Source organism: Trichocoleus sp. FACHB-90 (assembly GCF_014695505.1).
Lineage (GTDB): Bacteria > Cyanobacteriota > Cyanobacteriia > Cyanobacteriales > FACHB-T130 > Funiculus > Funiculus sociatus.
Genome location: NZ_JACJOK010000042.1, coordinates 48,429 through 69,886 on the forward strand (window position 1 = coordinate 48,429; position 21,458 = coordinate 69,886).

Genomic DNA, 21,458 nt, shown 5'->3' on the forward strand with positions numbered 1-21,458 from the left:
GTCGTCTCTTAGTATGCCCATTCAGGAACTTGTTGAAGACGATATCGATCATCCTTTCCTGTGATCCTAATCACAGAAGAAAATAACTCACAAGGGTTCCTCGCCAGCCTATAAAAATTCTCAAAAAAATGCCGAAAGTTTACCATTTCAGTGTAATGTCGTGTTAAACAAATCCGTCGCTAAAATAAGCGCCACTAATGAATGTCTTTCCTGAAGAAATTGCCTTGGGCAACTCTGGCACTGCTTCTGGTTACATATAGCGTATTCGGCTGGTTGTTTTCCTCTAATTTCTCTTGGAATTTTTGGCTGATTGAAACAGCTTTAGTCATACTCATTGCTTTGCTTTTAACCGCTCCGCTAACACTTCTGAGATCCTTTTTCTCCCAGTGGATGAACTCTGACACCAGAGCTTTCCTCTGCGTGATTGCAAGTGCTTTAGCCGGAGTTTTCATCATGACATGGTTTAGTTTTTTTGCTCATATTCTTGTTCTACTCTCAGCAGGAGCATTAACCAGACTAGATCTTCAGACTGCTGGTTTCAGTGGAATACAATCGTTTTGGGTTATCGCCATTGTATCGATGACCGGGTTTAGTCTAGGCGTATTGTTAAACCAGCTGATTTAGCAAACAAACACGCCGCCTCCATTCATCTGACAATGGACACTGTAAATACCGTCACAAAGGATAAGTCACTGGGTGCGAAATTTCTGGAAACTAAAGAAAGCGTTTAACTGTCCTCTTGCTCTACAGTGGTTTTGCTGTAGGGCAGTTTTATTTTTAAAGCCCAGTATCCCTTTAATCTTTTTCCGGTAGCTGAACCCGCACCTCTCCTTCCGGCGTAACCACAACCTTGCCACCCAGCCCCTCAATGCGACTGATAGCAATCTTGCGTGTGCGATCGTCAACCGCATTCTGTAAAACCATTGACCAAGCACCTACTTGAGCATACTTGCTGTTAGGATTGCGGGCTAAAAATTGGGCAGTTTGGCGAGAAATAGCTGCTACATTCTGGCTGTCTGTATCAGCATAAACACTCGCCCACTCCGCTGCCTTTTCAAATGATTTCCTAGCAGCTTGGGCATCCCCTAAAAACAATAATTCATCAGTGCCTTTATAACGCCAGACATAATAAGACCTTGGTGGGGCTTTAGGAGAAAGTGACTTTAATCCTTTCTCCATCAGAGCAACAGACTCTTCTGGCATTCCTGCGTACATAGAAATAGTATTAGAAAGAAACAGATACATTTTAAAAAAGCGCGGATCTCGATCCACAATTATTTCAAAGTATTCTGGACTGAGGCTATACCCCGTCTGTTCGCGTGCTGAATCATCACCCAAATACGTCAAGAATCCCAAAAATGCCCAGTTCGCAAAAAGATTATTAAAACCAAAAGAGGGAGTTTTGTGAAGCAGATTGAGGCGTAATTTTTCTGCCTGTAATTCTTTATTCAATTCTTCTAGTGAAGCAGTTTTTGCTTTCGTAGATATCTGTTTCAATTGAGGTACTTGAAGTAATCCAATTGCTAAACTGCACACAATAGTGACTACGGACGCACCTATCCATTGACTTAAATTTTGCCGAGATTTATAAAGCATTTACATCGTCCTCTGCTTAAAAACAGCAAACAGTGTAACTGTTATTTCAATCTTTGGGTCTATATCATTTGTAGCTAAACCTATACTTTTGTAAAAAATTCGCGGTGAGTAAGCGCTTGTAAACATCCTTGGAAATATAGTAAGATTTGATAAAAGTTATAAAAGTGTGTTTTTTATCCCATTATAATTTACTTTCTGGATTATGGAAACTAATTTTGCTTCTGCTGATTCCTATTGGAAATATCTTGAAAAGACTGGGGTTGCTCTTGATTCAGATGCTTTGTCGCGTGTAAGCACGATTCTTGAAGCTACTTCTTGGGATGACCCTACATCTGCCCTTGATTTGAACAACTTTGCAGTAGTAGCACTGATTGAGGCAGAACAGTCCGAGGATTCATCTTTTCGGGCGCTTTATGTTGAAATGGCGCTACAGGCATTAAATACCGGAGTGGAGTTGGGTAATCCACTTTGTGCTGCTCATCTTGCTCTAGTTCTCGCCACAATTGGAGAGATTGACCAAGCGATGCGAATAGCATTTTCTACCTTTATCACTAACCTTCATCCTGCTTATATCAATGATAAAGTAATTGCACTAGGTATAGTATATCTACCTCCTACTTCAACAATCTTAATAGATAGTCAATATGGCAAAATTGCTCAAATTCTGCAAACTGAGGATGGCTACAAGCAATCACTTATATTGTTAAGTGAAGTTATGTGTCGTTCAAGTCTCGTTTTTTACAACGTCACAGGACTTCGATTTCTACATTTAGCGGCTCAAATGTCGCCCAATTCCATTTTCGTTAATTTAAAGCTGGGAATATCTAGCTTGATGAACAATCAATGGGAAGGAATTTTATATTTGCAGCGGGCTAGACAAATAGCACCAAATTCAGCAAATATTATGCAAGCTCTATATTTAGCTTATCGAAATATGGGAGAGATAGAGATTGCAAGTTTTTGGCTGGGTATTGGACGCGATCGCATCAGTGAAAATCCTGGCTCTCTAGACTGGCAATGGACTATATTAGAAGCAGATAGCTTATTAACTTATGTGCCTTTTGAAAATAACTTAATACTAGCAGTTGAACCAAATTTCCGTAGTATTGTAACAAGTGTCCTACTTGCTGAAGGCGACTGGTTTGAGAAAGAAATGGAGTTTTGGCGAAACTGGATAAAACCAGGTATGACGGTTATCGATGTGGGTGCCAATGTAGGCGTTTACACTTTTAGTGCTGCTGTAAAAGTGGGTTCTGAAGGCTGCGTACTAGCCGTTGAACCTTTTTCAGGTTGCGTTCGTTGTTTGCAAGAAACCTGTAGAATTAATGAGCTAAACTGGGTTAAAGTATGTGCAGGAGCAGCAAGCGATCGCAATGGCACAGCCCGACTTTCCTTACAAGCAGCTAGTGAACTTAATGAATTAGTTGCTAGTGATGCAGAAGGATCAACCCAGCCTGGTGCTTTTGAAGAAGTTAACTGCTTTTGTCTTGACAGTCTAGTTGAGCGAGAAAATGTTAATCAGGTTAATTTCTTAAAAATAGATGCTGAAGGGCATGAGATGCAAGTTTTACAGGGCAGTAGCCGAATTTTAAATGAATTTGCCCCGGCTATTCTTTACGAAAATATTGCAGGTAGTAAAGGCAGTAATTTAGCTGTTGCTGATTTTCTGACATCTAGAGGCTATAAACTGTTTCGATATCAGCCCTATTTACAGCAGCTTATTCCGGTTAATTCTGCTGAAGATTTGCAAGGTAGATTGAATATCATTGCTTTGCACACCCAGGAATTATAAAACCTCAGTTATCAATTAATTATTAAACGCTCAAAAGGGAGGACTATAAAATGTCAGTTTTTCTTTCCAGCTTAAAGAAAAGTGGCCACTTGGATCAGATCCACATAACTATATGTAATGTTGGCTCTCGTAAATTAGGAAGCCACGATGACTATACCAGCCTTGGCTGGGATATCTTTGCACCTCGCCTTACTATATACGGATTTGATGCAGATGCAGATGCTTGTGATGAAGCCAATGCTGAACTCGAAGCTAGACAAATCAATTGGACAGAAAAACACATTCCCTTAGCATTGGCAAATTCTGTAGGAGAGTCAACATTGTATGTAACAAAACATCCTATGTGTAGTTCGTTATATCCACCGAATGAACCTTACTTGGCTCGGTTTGGTGGTCTTCCAGAGTTAGTAAATTTAGACTTTACTGTTGAAATTGAAACAACAACTTTAGATATGTTTTGTCAAGCGAAAGGCATAAATGAAATTGATTTTTTCCAGGTTGATGTTCAGGGTGCGGATCTGCAAGTTTTAGAAGGAGCTTCTGAGATATTAAAACGCAGTATTCTGGCTGTTCAAATTGAAGTTGAGTTTTCTCATTTATATGCTAAACAACCATTATTTGCGGATGTAGATGCCTATCTCCGAGACAAAGACTTTACATTATTTGACTTAGCTACTTCATACCGTGTTCGTGCGCGATCGCCTATTCATTCAAGAGTTCGTGCTGGACAATTACTTTGGGCAGATGCGTTTTACTTCCGAGATTTGATTCGAGAGGATACTAGCACAAATTTAAAGACCCCGGAGCAAATTTTTAAGTTAGCTTGCATTGCCGACATAATGGATTTTCCTGACTACGCTCTGGAGTTATTGGAGTATTTGACCCTGCAATATGGTAATGACCAAAAGTATAATTTTGCTAATAATATCATTGAAAGTTTAGCTCAATTTCCAGAGCTAGTACAGCAAGGATTAGCTTCCCTACCCATTGTTGCTAGTATTAGAGATTACATTGATGGATACGAGCTGGATTCAATACAGGTAGACATTACTTCCCAACCACAACAGCTTGTTTCTCCAATCGATGTATTCAATTCATATCACTACCAGCGCCATAACCAGAGGAGATTAGAGCATCTGGTAAGTTTAGGTTTAGATATTGCTGGTAGTAGCGTCTTAGAAGTTGGAGCTGGTATTGGGGATCATACAAACTTTTTTCTGGATCGTGGATGTCAGGTTGTTAGCACTGAAGCCAGACCAGAAAATCTAGAAATATTAAATCTTCGTTATCCTCATATAACAGTAAGGCATTTGGATTTAGATAATCCAGATCCCACATTTAATGAGTTATTCGATATAGTTTACAGCTATGGTTTGCTGTATCATCTCAAAAACCCAATTGAAGCTATAGAGTTCATGTCTCGTTGTTGCCGAAAGATGCTGTTGCTCGAAACTTGCGTTTCATTTGGTGAGGAAGAGTTAATAAATCCTTGTACAGAACCAGCAGAAAGTCCATCCCAGGCTGTATCTGGTCAAGGTTGCCGACCTACTAGGAAATGGGTGTATAACCAGCTTAAGCAATACTTCGATTTTGTTTATATGCCAATTACTCAACCACATCATGAAGAGTTTCCTATAGATTGGGCTTCCCCTCCCACTACAGAAATCCTTACTAGAGCTGTATTTATAGCCTCAAGAAAAAAATTGAATAATCAACTTTTGACTGAAAATATTCCCCTAAAGCAAAAGCGTCATTAAAAAGTGATTAATGCTGATTATTCTCTAGATATTTTGACCACATTTGTTCGTAGGCTTTTTCCATTTCGCGCGTAAACTGCTTGGCGTTCCACAGTGGCGATGTGTGCCTTGATTGCCTCAATTGGCAAGAAATTTTTTGCCGCAGGGCTGCATCTTTCCCTAAGCGAATGCCCCACTCCACATATTCTTCATCTGTCCAAGCAATGCCTTCTGTTACGCCCACATTCATCATCATGGTATAGCTGTTACGAGCAGCAAATTGCTGCCCAACTCGCGTCACCAATGGAATGCCCATCCACAGAGTTTCTAGAGTAGTGGTAGCTCCGTTATAAGGATAAGTATCTAGTACCACATCGGCAATGCCTAAATTTGCTCGGTGAGTTGCCTCCGTACCAACATCTGGCAGAAATCGCAGGCGATCGCTCTTTACTCCCTCTTCTTCTGCAATTTGCTCAAAGAAACGCTTCATTGACTCTTCATCACCTTGTCCTTTAATAAGTAGATAGCTTTTAGGTACTTCCTTAGTGATTTTTACTTGCAAACGTGCTGTATTAGGGTGACGCTTATATGCTGTTTGACAGCTGAGATAAACCACTGCATCGTTAGGAATATTTAATTGATCACGCCGTAGGGTAGGTACGTCTACTTCAAAGCCATTTACAGCAATATATGTTGTTGGTAAACGCCAAATAGTTGAAGCATAATAATCTTGAGCAGATTCAGGCAAAACATAGGGATCTGCAATAAAATAATCAATTGCTGGCAAACCTGAAGCATCAGACCCTAACCAAGTTACTTGAACTAGAGCAGGCTTTAATGCCATAACCCCACAAGCTTTGCTAGAAGTGATGCTATCTAGATCGAGCAGCACATCAATTTTGTCTTGATAAATACGTTCAGCAATTTCAGTTATTGTTTTTGCTGTGGATAAATCACAAAAATTAGATGTATTTCTAGCAATAAATTCCTGTAAAGGATCGTTTTTACCTTCTAAAGAATAAGCATAGACTTGAAACCGATCGCGTTCATGATACTGAAAAACCCATCGTGCTAGCCAGCCAACAGAATGTCTGCGTAAACAGGTAGATAAGTAACCAATCTTTAAAGGTTTGTGGAAATTACAAACGCGCTTAGATGATTGCTGTGATTGAATTACTCCTACTCCCTGATTAGAGTAACGCTGGATTCCGGACTGACAATATTTGCCAACCACACTGCGAAATTTATGTGTGCTATCGGGGTCATCCTGAAAGTAAGGAGAAAAGGCCACAGTTGTCATTAAAGACGGAAGATGACCTTCATTTACAGTGCTATTAGATTCAATTAGCGCACTCAACGCTTTTTGGTATTTTTGATGTGCTGACTCAGCTCTTTCCCATTGTCCACCAGCTCGCATCAGACCTCTGACAGTCAGATAATTTGCCGCTACTTCATCCATCAAGGTATGCGGAGAATTAAAAATACGTTGAGCAAATTCTAGGCTTTCTAGATTCCTGCCTGCGGTTTGATATAGATTTGCTAGATTTGCTAAAATACCTATATTATTGGGTTCTATCTGTAAGCATAGTTTTGTAAATCGGGCAGTTTTTTCTGCTGAAGAAAGAGAGTTTACAAAGGCAGCAGCTTTATCAGTCAGAATATGGATTAAGCCTTCGGCATTATCAGTATTTAAAATACAAGCTTCAGTAAGTTCAAAAGCTGACGGGTGAAGGGGATAAAGCTCTAAAACCTGCTGTATTATCTGCAATAGTAAATCGGCATCAAACTTGATAGGTTGGCTTGACTGAAGTAACTGTGCCACCTTAGACAGGGGCAAATCTTCATTGTTAGATATCTCTAGGTTAGGCGAGAGTTGAATAATGTGTAGTAGGTTATCCAAGTCGTCTGGATTGACTTCTCGGATGTGCTGGCGGATTGCCCAGGCAACTCGAGAGTCTGCTTGAGCCTCCCGTTGCTCTGCTTCAGCTTGCAAAACGTCTGTTAGCTCTGTTGTCCACCGCTCCACCTGCTCTGGTTCGCCCTCTGTCATTGCTAAGAGCCAAGTCATTTGCGCTTCCGCTTCTTGTCCCTGCAACAGCAACATGAGACCCAAACGCCAGTAATAAAACTTCACGCTGGGTTCTGCTTCAATAGCCTGTTCATACAGGGTGGCAGCTTTACTATAGTCTCCTTCCAGTAAATAGCGATCAGCTTGCTGTTGCCAGGCTAAAGGGTCGTCAGTAGAGATTTCAGTACTCATGACATGACAGTATTAGTGATTCAAACTAGTAATAATAATTCAAACCAATAAATAAAGTGGGTAGATAACACTACCCACTTTAGCAATGCAAAGAAGATTGAAACCAGACAGGCTGCTAGTAAAATTATTTAACAGGTTTCTGGTTGCCGCCGCAGGCAATACTGGTGGTAGCAGGAGACGCAGGGGTAGGAGTTCCGGCAGCGGGGACTGCGCCAGCAACAATTGGAGTATTAGTCTCGCAGACAACTGCCAGGGTGGTTGATTCTCCAGTACCTACGCCCGATGTTTTACCTACAGCTACAGTACCAACATAGCCTTTCAAAACCGCAGGACCAACCTTAGCAGGTGTAGCTTGAGTTGCAGCCCCAGCTGTACCTGCACTAGTGAGTGTGTATTTATAGTTTTCTGTTTGTGTGTTGATGCCTAATTCTAACTCTGCAAATTTAGCTGTTTCACTCACAAAATTACCTTGTTCCAAGAACCTGGCTTGTTGAGCGCGGTTTGCGGAGCCTACGTAGGTTTTGGCTTCAGATGCGCGGGCTTTGTTGGCTTGGTTAAGGAAGGAGGGCAGAGCAATAGCAGCCAGAATACCGATGATGATGATAACGACGAGCAGTTCAATCAGGGTGAAGCCTTCGTCCTGTTTTTTTTGGTTTAGGTGTTGCAGGAACTTAGCTTTCAGTTCAGTCTTCATGAGGGGTTTCTCCTTGAGGTGCGGGGTGCTTAACTTTTAACTCCTGGATGTAACTTACCCACTTCCGATCAGTTTCATATCACCCCCGGCAAAAAAAAAAATTTGCCGGTGTCCCCATCACCTCAGGGTTGCTGCTCCAGAAGCACACAGCCAAAATCCTCCAGCCCAATCAGTGCCTGTTTTACAATTTCAAAAGCTTCTGCCTCATCTGTCGGCTCTAAGGTCAGAGGATTTAAAGGTCTGAGTTGCCGCCACAGTTGTACCAATGATGACATCGACTGAGGCGACTCCCACAGGGGTAGTAAGCAAGCCGCTATGGTACTGTCCATCACTGGCAGGTACTCACTAATTTCAAACGATTGTAGTTGGTTAACGCGGCTGACGAGTTCTTCTTTCACCTCTAATGTCTTCATCTGAGGATGCAGATGAACTATGGCTTCCTGCCAATCTAACAACTGCCACTCAGAAAGTGGCACAAAAGGCTGAGCCTGGTTGGGATGACCGCACCAGAAGTCCAGCAGCCGATGGATAGGATTTAACAGTTCAAATAGATGCAGCTGGTCTTCCACTGTCGTTTCAGGCAAGCTCATTGCCAAAAACACCGGCAAATTGTCTGGTTCTTTGAACAGAGTCATTAAGTCCCATTCCCGCCAATTCACCATGCTGATAAACTCCAAATCAGCTGTTTTCAAACCTGAGAACATTTCCGGAATAGTGTAGCCTCGATCGCCCTGCAATAAATAATTCATCAGAAACCACTCATCGTCTTTTTCACGCTTAGCATCCCAGGTAAACGTCTTGAGTCTGACTTGATCTTTGAAAGCCTTCATCGTTTCCCGCACTATGTCAACTTCCAACTCTCGTGGGTTTTCATCCATTAATCCCATCATCTTAAAAACTTTCTGCGCTCGATAGTAGTTGGTTCGCTGCAATGAACTATGGAAATTAGCGCGAATAATCCCATCTGATTTCAAAACAGACTTCATAGCCTGTAAGCCTGTTACTGGATCTGGTAAAAGAGAAAGAACATCGTCACAATTAATGTAGTCAAATTCTCTATTGAGTTGGTGTAAGTTTTCTATTGCTAGAACATGAAACTCTACATTCTCAAAGCCGTGATATTGCAGGCGTGTTTTGGCTAATTTGATTGATTCTTCTGAAAAATCAATGCCAACAACTTTAGCTCCAAGATTTGCTTCTGCTAATACTAAGGATTTGTAACCTGTCCCACAGCCTGCATCTAGAATTACTTTATCTTGAGTATCTATAACTTTTTGGTTTCTCAAGTAGTAAGATGTGACCATGTTATAAAAATAGAGAAAACTGACATCACCTTTAGGATATTTCTCTAGGGGAATTCTAGGATAAGGCCCAGCGTCAAATTGCTGACGAATTTTCTCTAGTAACTCGGATGCTTGGTTTTTCATGCTAAATCGCTCCTAATGCTCAACTTTATTCTTCCCATCTTTAGATCAAAAATATACTTTCTAGCAAAAACTGCTTTTAATCGCTCATCCATAGAGTTAGACAGCTTGAAACCCAAACTCAAAGTTTAACAATGTTTGTAGGCGTACATTCAGGTTTCGTCCCCCCAACCAAAACACTTGCAGACAGCCTACATTAACAGGGACTGGGATGAAATTAAAATTTCTGGTCAGAAACATTTATACTAGATTAAGCGTAGTCGTTATGAGTTTGTATAATTTTATGACCAACCCAACCGTAGAGAACTTGGTGATTATCGGTTCTGGCCCTGCTGGATATACTTCTGCCATCTATGCGGCGCGGGCGAATCTGAAACCTGTTGTATTTGAAGGGTTTCAGGCTGGGGGGCTACCTGGCGGACAGCTGATGACCACGACGGAAGTGGAGAACTTTCCTGGGTTTCCACAAGGGATTACGGGGCCGGAGTTGATGGATCGGATGAAGGCTCAGGCTGAGCGTTGGGGGGCTGAATTATACACTGAGGATGTGATATCGGTGGATTTGAGTCAGCGCCCTTTTACTGTGCGTTCTGAGGAACGGGAAGTTAGAACTCATAGTATTGTAATTGCTACTGGGGCGACGGCAAAACGCTTGGGATTGCCTAGCGAGCATGAGTTTTGGAGTCGGGGAATTTCGGCTTGTGCTATCTGTGATGGTGCGACACCGATTTTCCACGGTGCGGAACTGGCTGTAATTGGGGGCGGCGATTCGGCGGCGGAAGAATCGGTTTACTTGACAAAGTACGGATCTCGCGTTCATATGTTGGTACGCACAGAGAAGATGCGGGCAAGTAAGGCGATGCAGGATAGGGTTTTGAATAACCCTAAGATTACGGTTCACTGGAATAGTCAGCCTGTGGATGTTGTCGGTGAAAGCGATCGCATGACGGGTGTCAAACTCCAGAATACTAAGACTGGGGAAGAGAGCGTTTTACCTGTTAAGGGATTATTTTACGCGATTGGACATAAGCCGAACACATCTCTATTCCAAGGACAGTTGGAACTGGATGAAATTGGTTACGTTGTGACGAAACCGGGTTCTGTGGAAACCAGCGTTGAGGGCGTTTTTGCTGCTGGCGATGTTCAGGATCATGAGTTTCGTCAGGCGATTACTGCTGCTGGTACTGGCTGTATGGCGGCGATGTTGGCGGAACGATGGCTTTCTGTTAATGGTTTGATTCAGGAGTACCGTCAGCAGATACACACGTCTGAAGAGCCAGATACACCAGCAGATGCGCCTGGGGATAAAGTAGCTGAAATTAACCCAGAGGAGGCGTTTAACCCGCAAGCGACGCGACATGAGGGTGGTTATGCGCTGCGGAAGTTGTATCATAATAGCGATCGCTTGCTGATGGTGAAATACGTTTCTCCCAACTGCGGCCCTTGTCACACTCTGAAGCCGATTTTAAATAAGGTGGTGGATGAGTTCGATGGCAAAATTCACTTTGTGGAGATTGACATCGCCGAAGATAGAGAAATTGCCGAGAATGCTGGTGTTACCGGAACGCCCACGGTGCAATTCTTCAAAAATAAGGAATTAGTGGGCGAAATGAAGGGCGTGAAGCAAAAGAGCCAGTTTCGTCAAATGATTGAACAATATATGTAGCCTGACGACTCAAGTCGCGCCTACACAAACTTAGCCCGCGAAGGCGGGCTAATAGCATTTTTCAAGTGTCAGACAACAAATTCTGTTCTTTCCTTTTTTAGCTTTATTGGCGGGAGCAAATAGTTAGCATTGTAGGGCAAATTGGTATAACTTCTTTTGTGTAGCCTCAGGGCGTTGATGTGCCAAGTTGAACAGAAGCCTATGACCCTTACCAAACTTCCATTTTTGCGTTTATCTGGTCGCCCTAGTCTGTCTATGCAGATGATGTGGGTGGGGCTGGTTATTACGCTGATTTTCGTGGTGACAGCTATTTTTGCTCCCGCGTTTCAGGCTTGGGGATGGCTGCAAAATCCACTGGAGTCCCTAGCTAACCCAATTCACGAACCGCCCTCGTTACGTCATTGGTTTGGTACGAGTCGCCAAGGCTACGATGTTTTTTCGCGCACACTGTTTGGGAGCCAAGCAGCGTTGCAAGTAGTAATTTTGGCAACACTCTTGAGTGTTGTCATTGGGGTGCCACTGGGCTTAGTCAGCGGTTATTTGGGCGGCAGACCAGATCGGGTGCTGCTCTTTTTCATGGATACAATTTATACTTTGCCGGGGCTGTTACTGTCAGTGACGCTGGCATTTGTGGTGGGGCGGGGGGTTTTCAATGCAGCGATCGCGCTCAGCATATCTTACATTCCTCAATATTATCGTGTTGTCCGCAACCACACCGCCAGCGTGAAAAATGAACTGTTCATCGAAGCTGCACAAGCAATGGGAGCAGACACTTGGACGGTTCTCTCTCGCTACCTGTTTCTCAACGTGATTCAGAGCGTACCAGTGTTGTTCACCCTGAATGCTGCTGATGCAATTTTGATTTTAGGTAGTTTGGGATTTCTCGGATTGGGACTTGCCGATCAGGTTCCAGAATGGGGCTACGATCTACGTCAGGCTCTGGATGCTCTACCTACGGGCATTTGGTGGACAACTTTGTTCCCTGGTTTAGCAATGACGCTGATGGTGGTAGGCTTGTCTCTACTAGGAGAAGGGTTGAGCGAGTTTGTCAATCCCCGATTGCGGAGAGAAAATTGGAACCAAAAATCCCCTGAGTAGAGTCAAATATTTTAGTGGTCATTAGTCATTCGTAACGGATTGCTAACCACTGACCACTAACAGTCATTCCCAACGGTTCGCTGACCCCTGACCACTGAACTCTGACAATACAACTTTTGTGAGTTATGAAAGATAATATTTCCTTAATTGCCGCCGCTGCTGGTGGTTTTATGATTTCCATCGCCGTTGCTGGAATACTGAGGGCTGCTCCTGTACAATCCTTGCAGGCGCAACCCAGTTCTAGTTCAACTCAAGTAACTCAGTTGCAGCTCAAAACTGTGAGTTCTGACGCACCAGTTAAAGATACCCTTAATAAAAAGGTTTCTTCGGATGCCATGCGCGTTATCCCTAACAGAGTGTTAAATAATGCTTTGGAAGACAAAGCAATTTCTGGGACGGGAAATCCTGATTGGTCAATTCAATATTTGGGGTTTATTAACTGGCTTAGCTCGGTTGAGGGTACGCTAAAGCAACAAGATTATCAGTTGAAAAAACTGGATTATAAATTAGCTAAGAAGGATTATGAAGACAATGAAATTACTAAAGAGGTGTTAGCTAAGAAAGCAGCCAAATATCGGCAAGCTAAAGAGGAATTTCAAAGGGTTTGAAATTTTTTCGGAATTGCAGATTCGGAAAAATGAACCCCAAAGACGCGAAGGACACGTTGGCGTAGCCTGCGCTGAGGAAAGACAAGGAAGGGAGAAGCAGCCCAAGTCGATGAAACAGCCCTGCCTTAATTAGGGGCGAGGGCTGTTGGCGTGCTATTACTGACAACGCGGCAGATTTTGGGTTTCTGGGATCTCTTGTTCTAGGCTTCCATCCATACACAATACGGGAGTGTTATCCGGCTGATTTTCTACCGATACAGGAGGTGGTGTTTCGCCTTGTAAATCGGCGGAAAAGTCTGAGGTGGGCAGGGGATCAATGTTTTTGATGCCGCCTGTACCTGTCGCTGTACCCGTTGGTATATCTACCGTGACTGGGGTGGTGTAGGCGGTGTAGTCGAGGTCATCAAACCCGGCACCGCCATCAATGATGCCAGATATTTGTACGGCATCGCTAAATTTGAAGGTATCAGTCAGCTTACCACCAGTCAGGTTTTGGAAGTTGGAGAAGGTGACACCGTTAACTTCGCCACTGTTGTTACTGGTGAGGTTCCAGACGTTTTTGGTGTCCGTGGCGACTAGGGTATTCTCGGTATTCGTACCGCCAACTGTGCCTTCAATGTTGCTGATGGTGCCGCTAACGGCTGTGGCTTTACGTGCGCCCATATCTACCGTGATTTTTGCGCTGTGGGTAGAGTAATCTAGGGTATCGGTGCCAGCGTTACCGTCGATGTTGTTGGCGATGGTTGCGCCGTCGTTTACCTTGAAGGTGTCAGTTTGAGCGCCACCTGTGAGATTTTGGATGTTGGTGAAAGAATTACCATCATTAACATCGCCTGAGTTAGGGCCTTCCAGGTTCCAGTTATTGACGGTGTTGGCACCAACTAAGGTATTGTTGCCACCACCTCCATCAATCTTGGCAACACTGCCATCAGTGCCAAGATTGAAGGTGTCGGCGTCATTGCCGCCTGTGACATTTTCAAAGTTGGAGAAATTGAAGCCGTTCGCATCGCCTGAGTTGGTGCCTGTGATGTTCCAGTCGTTGGCGGTATTGGTAGCGATAATGGTGTCGTTGTCAGCAGCACTACCGATGCCATTTTCGACGTTGACTAAATTCTCTAAAGTCAGAGTGACGGCACTGGTGCTGGCGGAGTAATCTATGGTGTCGTTACCTGCACTGCCATCAATAATCGTGCCAGTAATGTTGGCGCGATCGCTAACTATGAAGTTGTCGGTATCGCTGCCGCCTGTGAGTTTTTGGAAGCCACTGAAGGTGATGTCGCTGATATTGCCGGAATTAGTATCAGTGATATTCCAGCTATTGACCGTATTTGCGCCAATCAGGTTGTTATCGCCAGAAGTTCCACCAATCAGGTTTTCAATATTGAGGATGGTGCCGCCAACGCCTGTGGCTGTTATTTGATTATCAATCCCCAGCGTCACCTCTACTGGACTGCTGTAGCCGGAGTAGTCGAGGGTGTCCTTTTTGTTAAGGCCATCAATGTTGCCACTTATGTAACCGCCTGAGTTGAATTTGAAAGTGTCGTTGCTGTTGCCACCTGTGAGGTTTTGGATATTGGTGTAAGCGTTGGCACTATTAACGTTTCCGGCGTTGTTACCCGTAATATTCCAGGTGTTGACTTTGTTGGCACCAATTATGGTGTTGTTGCCAGCATTGCCGTCGATGCTGGATACGTTGCCTCTATTGCCGAGGGTGAAGTTGTCGGTGTCAGTGCCGCCTGTGAGGTTCTCAAAATCGGAGAATTTGAAGCCGTTTACATCGCCTGAATTGGTGCCAGTAATGTTCCAGTTGTTGGCAGTGTTAGTGGCGATAATTGTGTCGCTGGCAGCACTACCAATGGCATTTTCGATGTTGACTAGATTTGCCAGAGTTAAAGTGGCAGGACTGGTGTTGGCGGAGTAATCTATAGTGTCGTCGCCTGCACTGCCATCAATAATGCCAGCAATGTTAACGTCGTTGTTTACCTTAAAGGTGTCGGTTTCGCTGCCGCCGATGACAGTTTGGATATTGCTGTAAGTGTTGGCACCATTGAGGTTTCCGGTGCTGTTACCTGTGATGTTCCAAGTGTTGTTGATATTGGCACCAATAATGGTGTTATTGCCAGCCGTGCCGTCAATAGTAACAACGCTGCCTTCAGGACTGAGGGTAAAGTTATCAGTATCAGTGCCACCTGTGAGGTTCTCAAAATCTGAGAAATTGAAGCCGTTTACATCGCCTGAGTTGGTGCCAGTGATGTTCCAGTTGTTGGCCGTGTTAGTGGCGATAATTGTGTCGCTGGCAGCACTACCAATGGCATTTTCGATGTTGATTAGATTTGCCAGAGTTAAAGTGGCAGGACTGGTGTTGGCGGAGTAATCTATAGTGTCGTCGCCTGCACTGCCATCAATAATGCCAGCAATGTTAACGTCGTTGTTTACCTTAAAGGTGTCGGTTTCGCTGCCGCCGATGACAGTTTGGATATTGCTGTAAGTGTTGGCACCATTGAGGTTTCCGGTGCTGTTACCTGTGATGTTCCAAGTGTTGTTGATATTGGCACCAATAATGGTGTTGTTGCCAGCCGTGCCGTCAATAGTAACAACGCTGCCTTCAGGACTGAGAGTGAAGTTGTCGGTGTCAGTGCCGCCTGTGAGATTTTGGAAGCCACGGAAGTTGACACTACCGATATTGCCTGAGTTGATGTCTGTGATATTCCAGTTGTTGGCAGTATTGGCACCAATTACAGTGTTGTTACTTGTAGTGCCGCCAATTAGGGTTTCAATGTTGAAGACAGTGCCGCCAATGCCTGTGGCAGTGACTTGGTTTCCAGTTCCCAGGGTCACGGTGACGGGACTACTATAAGCGGAGTAGTCAAGGGCATCGCTGCCGTTCAATCCGTTGATGTTGCCGCTGAAGAAACCACCATTATTTATCTTAAAGGTGTCGGTTTCGCTACCGCCTGTGAGGGTTTGGATGTTGGCGTAAGTGTTGGCACCATTGAGGTTTCCGGTGTTGTTACCCGTGATGTTCCAGGTGTTGACTTTGTTAGCACCAATAATGGTGTTGTTGCCAGCATTACCGTTAATATTGACAACGCTCCCAGTTGTACCAAGGTTGAAGTTATCGGTGTTACTGCCGCCTGTGAGATTTTGGAAACCACGGAAGTTGACACTACCGATATTGCCTGAGTTGAGTTCTGTGATATTCCAGTTATTGACGGTGTTGGCACCAATCAAGTTGTTATTTTGAGTAGCGCCGCCAATTAGGGTTTCAATGTTAATAACAGTGCCGCCAATGCCTGTGGCGGTGACTTGGTTTCCAGTTCCCAATCTCACGATGACGGGACTACTATAAGCGGAGTAGTCAAGGGTGTCGATGGCGTTTAATCCGTTGATGTTGCCACTGATGGAACCACCGTTGTTTACCTTAAAGGTGTCGTCGAGGTTGCCGCCTGTAAGGTTCTCAATATTAGCGAAGCTGAAACCGTTGGGGTAATTAAGGTTGCCAGCATTGGTGCCTGTGATGTTCCAGGTGTTGCTTCTGTTGGCAGCAACTAGGTTGGAACCGCCGACAACATTTACGGAGTCGTTAAAGGTGGCAGTGCTGTCTACGGTGACGGTGCCTGTACCAGCTGCCAGTCCAATGTTGATGCTGCTAAAGCCATCCTTCAAGGCGGCTAAATCGATATTGTTCAGATTTAAGCTGGCATCGTTGCCGATTCCCCCGATGGTGATGTTTAGACTTGGTGTTAATGGTTGCAGGGCGATCGCGTTATTGCTGCTGACAGAATTTGCTCCGCCACGCAAATTAATTTCATCAGCGGTGAGAGTAATACCTGCGGGGGATGCGATAGTGCCGTTAACGTTGACATTTTTGGCAAGTAGAGTAATTGAAGCATCGCCTGTACCTGCGATCGCACCTGTTGAGGTGATGGTGCTATTTCCTACTGGTGATTGAATCCTTACTGGATCGCTAAAGCTGTGGGAGTTGATAGCGATCGCGCCCCTGCTATTATCTCGTCCAATAATAATTTGAGAAAACCCGTTTTGCAGCCTGTTTAATTTAGCTGTGTCTAGATTTAAACGGGCATCGGCGGTAACATCACCGACAGTTATTCCCAAAGTGGGAGTAAGCGGCTGTAACTGGACAACGCCCTTGCCCCTGATTTGGCTAGTCTCGTCGAATTGGATTTCATCAGATGTCAGTGTGATTTTACTACCTGTTCCAGGCTGGTTAATAAAAGAGTCGGTCTTCACGCCAATCCCTTCTAAACCATTGGCAGCAGTACCCGTCAAACTAATATTCCCTGTTCCTGTTGATTCCACCCGGCTAAAGGTACTAATTCTAACACCTTGATTTTCCTGAACTCCAGTCGCCGTACTTTGTCCAGTAATGGTGATATTTCCTTTTCCGGTTGAACGCACCGCGGTGTTGTTGAAAACAGAAACACCTATATTGTTGCTTCCAGTCCCATTGACAATACCTGTCAGGCTAATATTGCCATCCACCGACCTGATACTGGTGTTAGCAACGTTTATCCCGTTATTATCGTCTCCTCCAGTACCGCTAGTGCCTATTAAGGTAATACTCCCGGTTCCTGTTGCTTCCACCAAGCCACCGTCGATCAATGCAATGCCGTCATTGTTGTTATTAATCCCGGTATTGGAGCCTGTGCCTCTGAATGTAATATTCCCTCTCCCGGTCGAACGCACCGCGCTGTTGTCGAGAATATAAATTCCCTGGTTGCTTTCTCCAGTTCCTTGACCAGTGCCAGTTAGGTTGATATTTCCATTAACTGAACTTACGCTGGAGCCTTCATCAAGCCATATCCCTCGATTGTCATCAATCCCAGCACCGCCAGTACCTATTAGGGTAATATTCCCCGCCCCTGTCGCTTCAAGTACGCTGCCTTTTTCCAGAAAGATGCCGATGTTGTCGCTACCACCAGGGCTTGCGGTACCAGTAATTGAAATGTTACCCGAACCAGAATTGATGGTTGATGCGAATATAGACACAGAACCGATGGCACTGCCCCCGAACGTCCCAGGAGCAATCGTAAGGTTGCCGCCGTTGGTCAAAATTTTCGAGCCAGTGTTCATAAAAAACTGGGCATTTCCAACGTCTCGCTGGGCTGGGCTGGCATTTTCGTCATTAATCTTGGCGATAAAGTTGCCGCCCTTGAGGTCAATAACTCGATTGAAGTTGAGAATAATTGAACGCCCAGCTTGCAAGGTTAGACCTTTGCCTGGTGTTGTGGCGGTAATATTATCGTTAATGGTGATGTCATTATTTGCCTGCAAGGTGACATCGTTCAAATCAATTGCTGCCGAAAGGTTTGCTCCGCTGATAGTTGCCGTGCTATCTGGGATTGAGGCAAATAATTGTCCGGCGACTGGATCGGTGCCGTTGGCTTGAATCAGAATATTTTTGGGGTCGAGTAGCAGTGTTCCCTTCTCACCAACGGTTGCTGTAGTATCGACAATTCCAGCAAATTCTAGGTTGTTCTTGCCGGAGACTTCGACAAAGCCGCCATTGCCAGAATTTTTACCGCCACGGGCGCTGATGTTGCCCAAGAACCGAGTCGTCTCATTTGCCCACACGATGACACGACCAGCATTACCATTTTGCGATGCCGAAGCATCGATTGCTGAGTCACTGCTGACAAATGTGCTGGAGGCATTTATGGCGCTTCCTTTGCCTTGATAATCTCCGCCAATCAGCACTGTACCGCCGCCAGTTGTGCCAGAGGCGTTGATATTGGCACCTATTAGCCCTACTTTGTCACCTAGCACCTGGACTGTGCCGCCAGTTGCTCCTGATACATTTAGGGAGCCAGAAGCGATCGCTAATGGTGTATGTGCGCCTCCGTCCATTGGTACTCTGGTTCCTGAAGCTGTCAGTACCAATTGGTTACTACTATCAACTGTCACTCCTGTCGCTGCACTGCCACCATCTCCCGTCAGCAACTGAGGCAGGGAAGCGGAATTAATTCCACTTGGGCCAAGCGATGAAGGGTCAATCTCTAAACTCAACAGATGTCCAGGTTGGGAAATTTTCACATTAGTCGATCCAGGCACGCCGGCAATGGTGATATTTCCTCCTGGTGCTGTCAGCGTCCCGGTACTAATTACATTACCGCCAACTAAAGCCAGATTCTGCCCTGAACCAACTGTTAGATTCCCAACGTTAACGATGCTTCCAGGGACGCTAACATTAAAGGCAAAATCGCTCGGTGTTCCTACTAACTCAGAATAATTACTCGCTCCAGTGGCATTTAACCAATTATTATTACCAAAACCAATGCCTGTGGCGGTAGTAGCAGTGAAAGATGCGGGAACGTTTAATTGAGCATTTGTGCCAAATATTATCCCGGCGGGATTGACTAAATAAAGATTAGAATTACCGCCACTTACCTGTATTAGCCCATTAATAATTGAGCGATCGCCTCCTGTCACTCGTCCCAAAATATTGCGGATACTGGGATTTGATAAAAAGTTGGCAATTTGTTCAGCTTGCACACCAAACTGGCTGAAACTGTGAAATAGATTCTTGCCATCCCTGGAGAATGTACCGCCTGTGATATCGATACGCGAACCTTCTGGAGTTACAACCGTTCCCGTACCATCCTGTGCAGGTGTGATATTCTGAGCTTTTGCTTGATTTGACCAAAAACTAAAAATTAACAGCCAAAATAAGTAATTTTTCCCTTTTCTGCTGTTTTTTGAGAACAAGCTAGATAGAAATAAGCTGAGGCAAATTCTTGCTGGCAGCATAACACCCTCTTTTAAAATAAGTGCTTATTGTATGAATTTTTTGGGAAATATTCATAGTCCTTTCCGGAAAAAACTGCCCATAAATTAAATAATTCTCCAAAGCTTCATACAAATCCCCCCTTACTTCATCCTTACTTTACAATTAAGACAAAAAATACACGTATTAATACCTGGAGTGGGGGACTCAGAAACTTCTTGCATTGGTTACAAGTTCAAAGTTAACTGGTTGAATATACGGATTGCCTCTCGGTGGAGTGAAAGTTGCACATAGCGGCAATATAGTGGAATGGGATGAAATTTGGGATGTGGGAACGATTGTGGTGAATCGGGAAGTAATTGGTATCGATTTGGGGGGAACGGCGATTAAGTTGGGGAGATTCCGCGAGGATGGGACTTGCTTGCAGTCTTTTAGTGTGGCGACACCGCAACCTGCGACGCCAAAAGCGGTAATGGAAGCGATCGCATCCGCCATTTCCCGCCTCGATCCCCAAAAATGCGCGATCGCTATTGGTCTTGGCACCCCCGGCCCCGCCGATGCTGCTGGTAGAATTGCCAGAGTAGCGATTAATCTCACAGGTTGGCACGATGTTCCCCTGGCAGAATGGTTAGAGGCAAAAACTGGTTTACCGACAGTTCTCGCTAATGATGCCAACTGTGCTGGTTTGGGAGAAGCTTGGTTAGGGGCAGGTCGTCACTACCGTGATATGATTTTGCTGACACTGGGAACTGGTGTCGGTGGTGCGATTATTCTGGATGGTAAGCTGTTCGTCGGTCATCAAGGTGCTGCTGGCGAGTTGGGATTAATTACCTTGAACCCAGATGGCCCTGCGTGTAATAGTGGCAATCAAGGTTCTTTAGAACAACATTTATCAGTACCAACTATTCGCCGCCGCACTGGGTTAGAACCAGAGGAACTAGGTAAGTTGGCTTCTTCAGGCGACGCAGAAGCTTTGAAATTTTGGGAAAACTACGGACGCGACTTGGGTGTTGGGTTGGCGAGTCTGATTTATGTTTTGACACCGCAAGCGATCGCAATTGGCGGCGGCGTTAGTGCTAGTGCAGAATTTTTCTTCCCAGCTGTTCTGGCAGAAATTGAACGACGAGTGCTGCCTAGTTCTCGTGCTGGTTTGCAGCTGTTGAAAGCCGAGTTAGGCAACTCTGCTGGAATGGTGGGTGCGGCAAAGTTGGCTTGGGGGAAAGCTAATTGCTAATTGCTAATTGCTAATTGCTAATTGCTAATTGCTAATTGCTAATTGCTAATTGCTAATTGCTAATTGCTTTTTTTGTTACTATTAGCCATTACCTATTAGCCTTTTTTAAAGGAATGCGTGTCCAGTTTTCCGTTTAATGTAGTCGAGAATTTTCTCATAGGAATCTGGATCGCTTTGCTTATTGATAATGATAGGAATGGCACAATTAGGCAACCAAAAGGTTATCCTACCACTTTGAGAATAGGAAAAGCTACTGATACGGTTGAGATCGACTACATACTCATTGCGCTCATAAATAACTTTGATCCAAGATGCCGCTATCGAGTGGAAGCTTACCTGCTGCACATAGTCCATGACTTGTTGATAGCCATCCGCATTACTTTGGCGGTTGATAATAATCGGGATGGCACTATCAGGCAACCAAAACGTTACCTTACCGTTTTGGGTGCAAGCAAAAGCACTGATGCGGTCAAGATCAACTACATATTCATTTCGGTCATAACTAACTTTTATCCAATACGCCACAAGGCCTCCTCACATAAAGGTGAGTTTTGTCACTGACAACACTCTCCCATTCAAGCTCCCGCGCCAAAGCAGGACGTATT

Annotated in this window: 13 protein-coding genes; 6 read left to right on the forward strand and 7 right to left on the reverse strand. The window is 44.5% G+C overall.

Features of this window, described 5'->3' with window-relative positions:
- Positions 1 to 194: 194 nt before the first annotated feature.
- Both H6F74_RS12430 and H6F74_RS12435 read right to left on the reverse strand, forming a co-directional pair.
- On the reverse strand, positions 195 to 455 hold the full coding sequence (locus H6F74_RS12430) for a hypothetical protein (RefSeq protein WP_190441334.1): 261 nt from the start codon (positions 453 to 455) through the stop codon (positions 195 to 197).
- Between the two features lie 340 nt (positions 456 to 795).
- A complete protein-coding gene (locus H6F74_RS12435) occupies positions 796 to 1,596 on the reverse strand; it encodes a hypothetical protein (protein WP_190441337.1) in 801 nt (266 codons plus the stop codon).
- A gap of 202 nt (positions 1,597 to 1,798) precedes the next feature.
- Between H6F74_RS12435 and H6F74_RS12440 the strand changes: the two genes are divergently transcribed.
- On the forward strand, positions 1,799 to 3,388 hold the full coding sequence (locus tag H6F74_RS12440; protein WP_190441340.1) for an FkbM family methyltransferase: 1,590 nt from the start codon (positions 1,799 to 1,801) through the stop codon (positions 3,386 to 3,388).
- Between the two features lie 50 nt (positions 3,389 to 3,438).
- Positions 3,439 to 5,145 carry an FkbM family methyltransferase gene (locus H6F74_RS29990; protein WP_242022038.1) on the forward strand — a complete coding sequence of 569 codons (1,707 nt, stop codon included), beginning with the start codon at positions 3,439 to 3,441 and terminating at the stop codon, positions 5,143 to 5,145.
- A gap of 7 nt (positions 5,146 to 5,152) precedes the next feature.
- Here H6F74_RS29990 and H6F74_RS29995 read toward each other — a convergent pair whose 3' ends face one another.
- The 3 genes from H6F74_RS29995 to H6F74_RS12465 form a co-directional block, all read right to left on the reverse strand.
- Positions 5,153 to 7,384, reverse strand: coding sequence for an O-linked N-acetylglucosamine transferase, SPINDLY family protein (locus H6F74_RS29995; RefSeq protein WP_190441343.1), 2,232 nt, complete (start codon positions 7,382 to 7,384; stop codon positions 5,153 to 5,155).
- A gap of 124 nt (positions 7,385 to 7,508) precedes the next feature.
- On the reverse strand, positions 7,509 to 8,078 hold the full coding sequence (locus H6F74_RS12460; RefSeq protein WP_190441346.1) for a type IV pilin-like G/H family protein: 570 nt from the start codon (positions 8,076 to 8,078) through the stop codon (positions 7,509 to 7,511).
- A gap of 122 nt (positions 8,079 to 8,200) precedes the next feature.
- Positions 8,201 to 9,505, reverse strand: a complete 1,305-nt coding sequence (locus H6F74_RS12465; protein ID WP_190441348.1) for a class I SAM-dependent methyltransferase — start codon at positions 9,503 to 9,505, stop codon at positions 8,201 to 8,203.
- 280 nt (positions 9,506 to 9,785) lie between these two features.
- Between H6F74_RS12465 and trxB the strand changes: the two genes are divergently transcribed.
- From trxB to H6F74_RS12480, 3 genes are all read left to right on the forward strand, one after another.
- Positions 9,786 to 11,168: a thioredoxin-disulfide reductase gene (trxB, locus tag H6F74_RS12470; RefSeq protein ID WP_190441351.1), complete on the forward strand. Its 1,383-nt coding sequence runs from the start codon at positions 9,786 to 9,788 to the stop codon at positions 11,166 to 11,168.
- Positions 11,169 to 11,369: 201 nt separating this feature from the next.
- Entirely contained in the window at positions 11,370 to 12,266 is an 897-nt protein-coding gene (locus tag H6F74_RS12475) for an ABC transporter permease (RefSeq protein WP_190422198.1), read from the forward strand.
- 125 nt (positions 12,267 to 12,391) lie between these two features.
- The gene (locus H6F74_RS12480) at positions 12,392 to 12,874 is read left to right on the forward strand and encodes a hypothetical protein (protein ID WP_190441404.1); all 483 of its coding nucleotides are present in this window, start codon (positions 12,392 to 12,394) and stop codon (positions 12,872 to 12,874) included.
- Positions 12,875 to 13,030: 156 nt separating this feature from the next.
- Here H6F74_RS12480 and H6F74_RS12485 read toward each other — a convergent pair whose 3' ends face one another.
- A complete protein-coding gene (locus H6F74_RS12485; protein WP_190441354.1) occupies positions 13,031 to 19,642 on the reverse strand; it encodes a hypothetical protein in 6,612 nt (2,203 codons plus the stop codon).
- A 317-nt stretch (positions 19,643 to 19,959) separates the two neighbouring features.
- Between H6F74_RS12485 and H6F74_RS12490 the strand changes: the two genes are divergently transcribed.
- The gene (locus H6F74_RS12490; RefSeq protein ID WP_190441398.1) at positions 19,960 to 20,853 is read left to right on the forward strand and encodes an ROK family protein; all 894 of its coding nucleotides are present in this window, start codon (positions 19,960 to 19,962) and stop codon (positions 20,851 to 20,853) included.
- 105 nt (positions 20,854 to 20,958) lie between these two features.
- Here H6F74_RS12490 and H6F74_RS12495 read toward each other — a convergent pair whose 3' ends face one another.
- On the reverse strand, positions 20,959 to 21,378 hold the full coding sequence (locus tag H6F74_RS12495; RefSeq protein WP_190441357.1) for a hypothetical protein: 420 nt from the start codon (positions 21,376 to 21,378) through the stop codon (positions 20,959 to 20,961).
- Between the last annotated feature and the right edge of the window lie 80 nt (positions 21,379 to 21,458).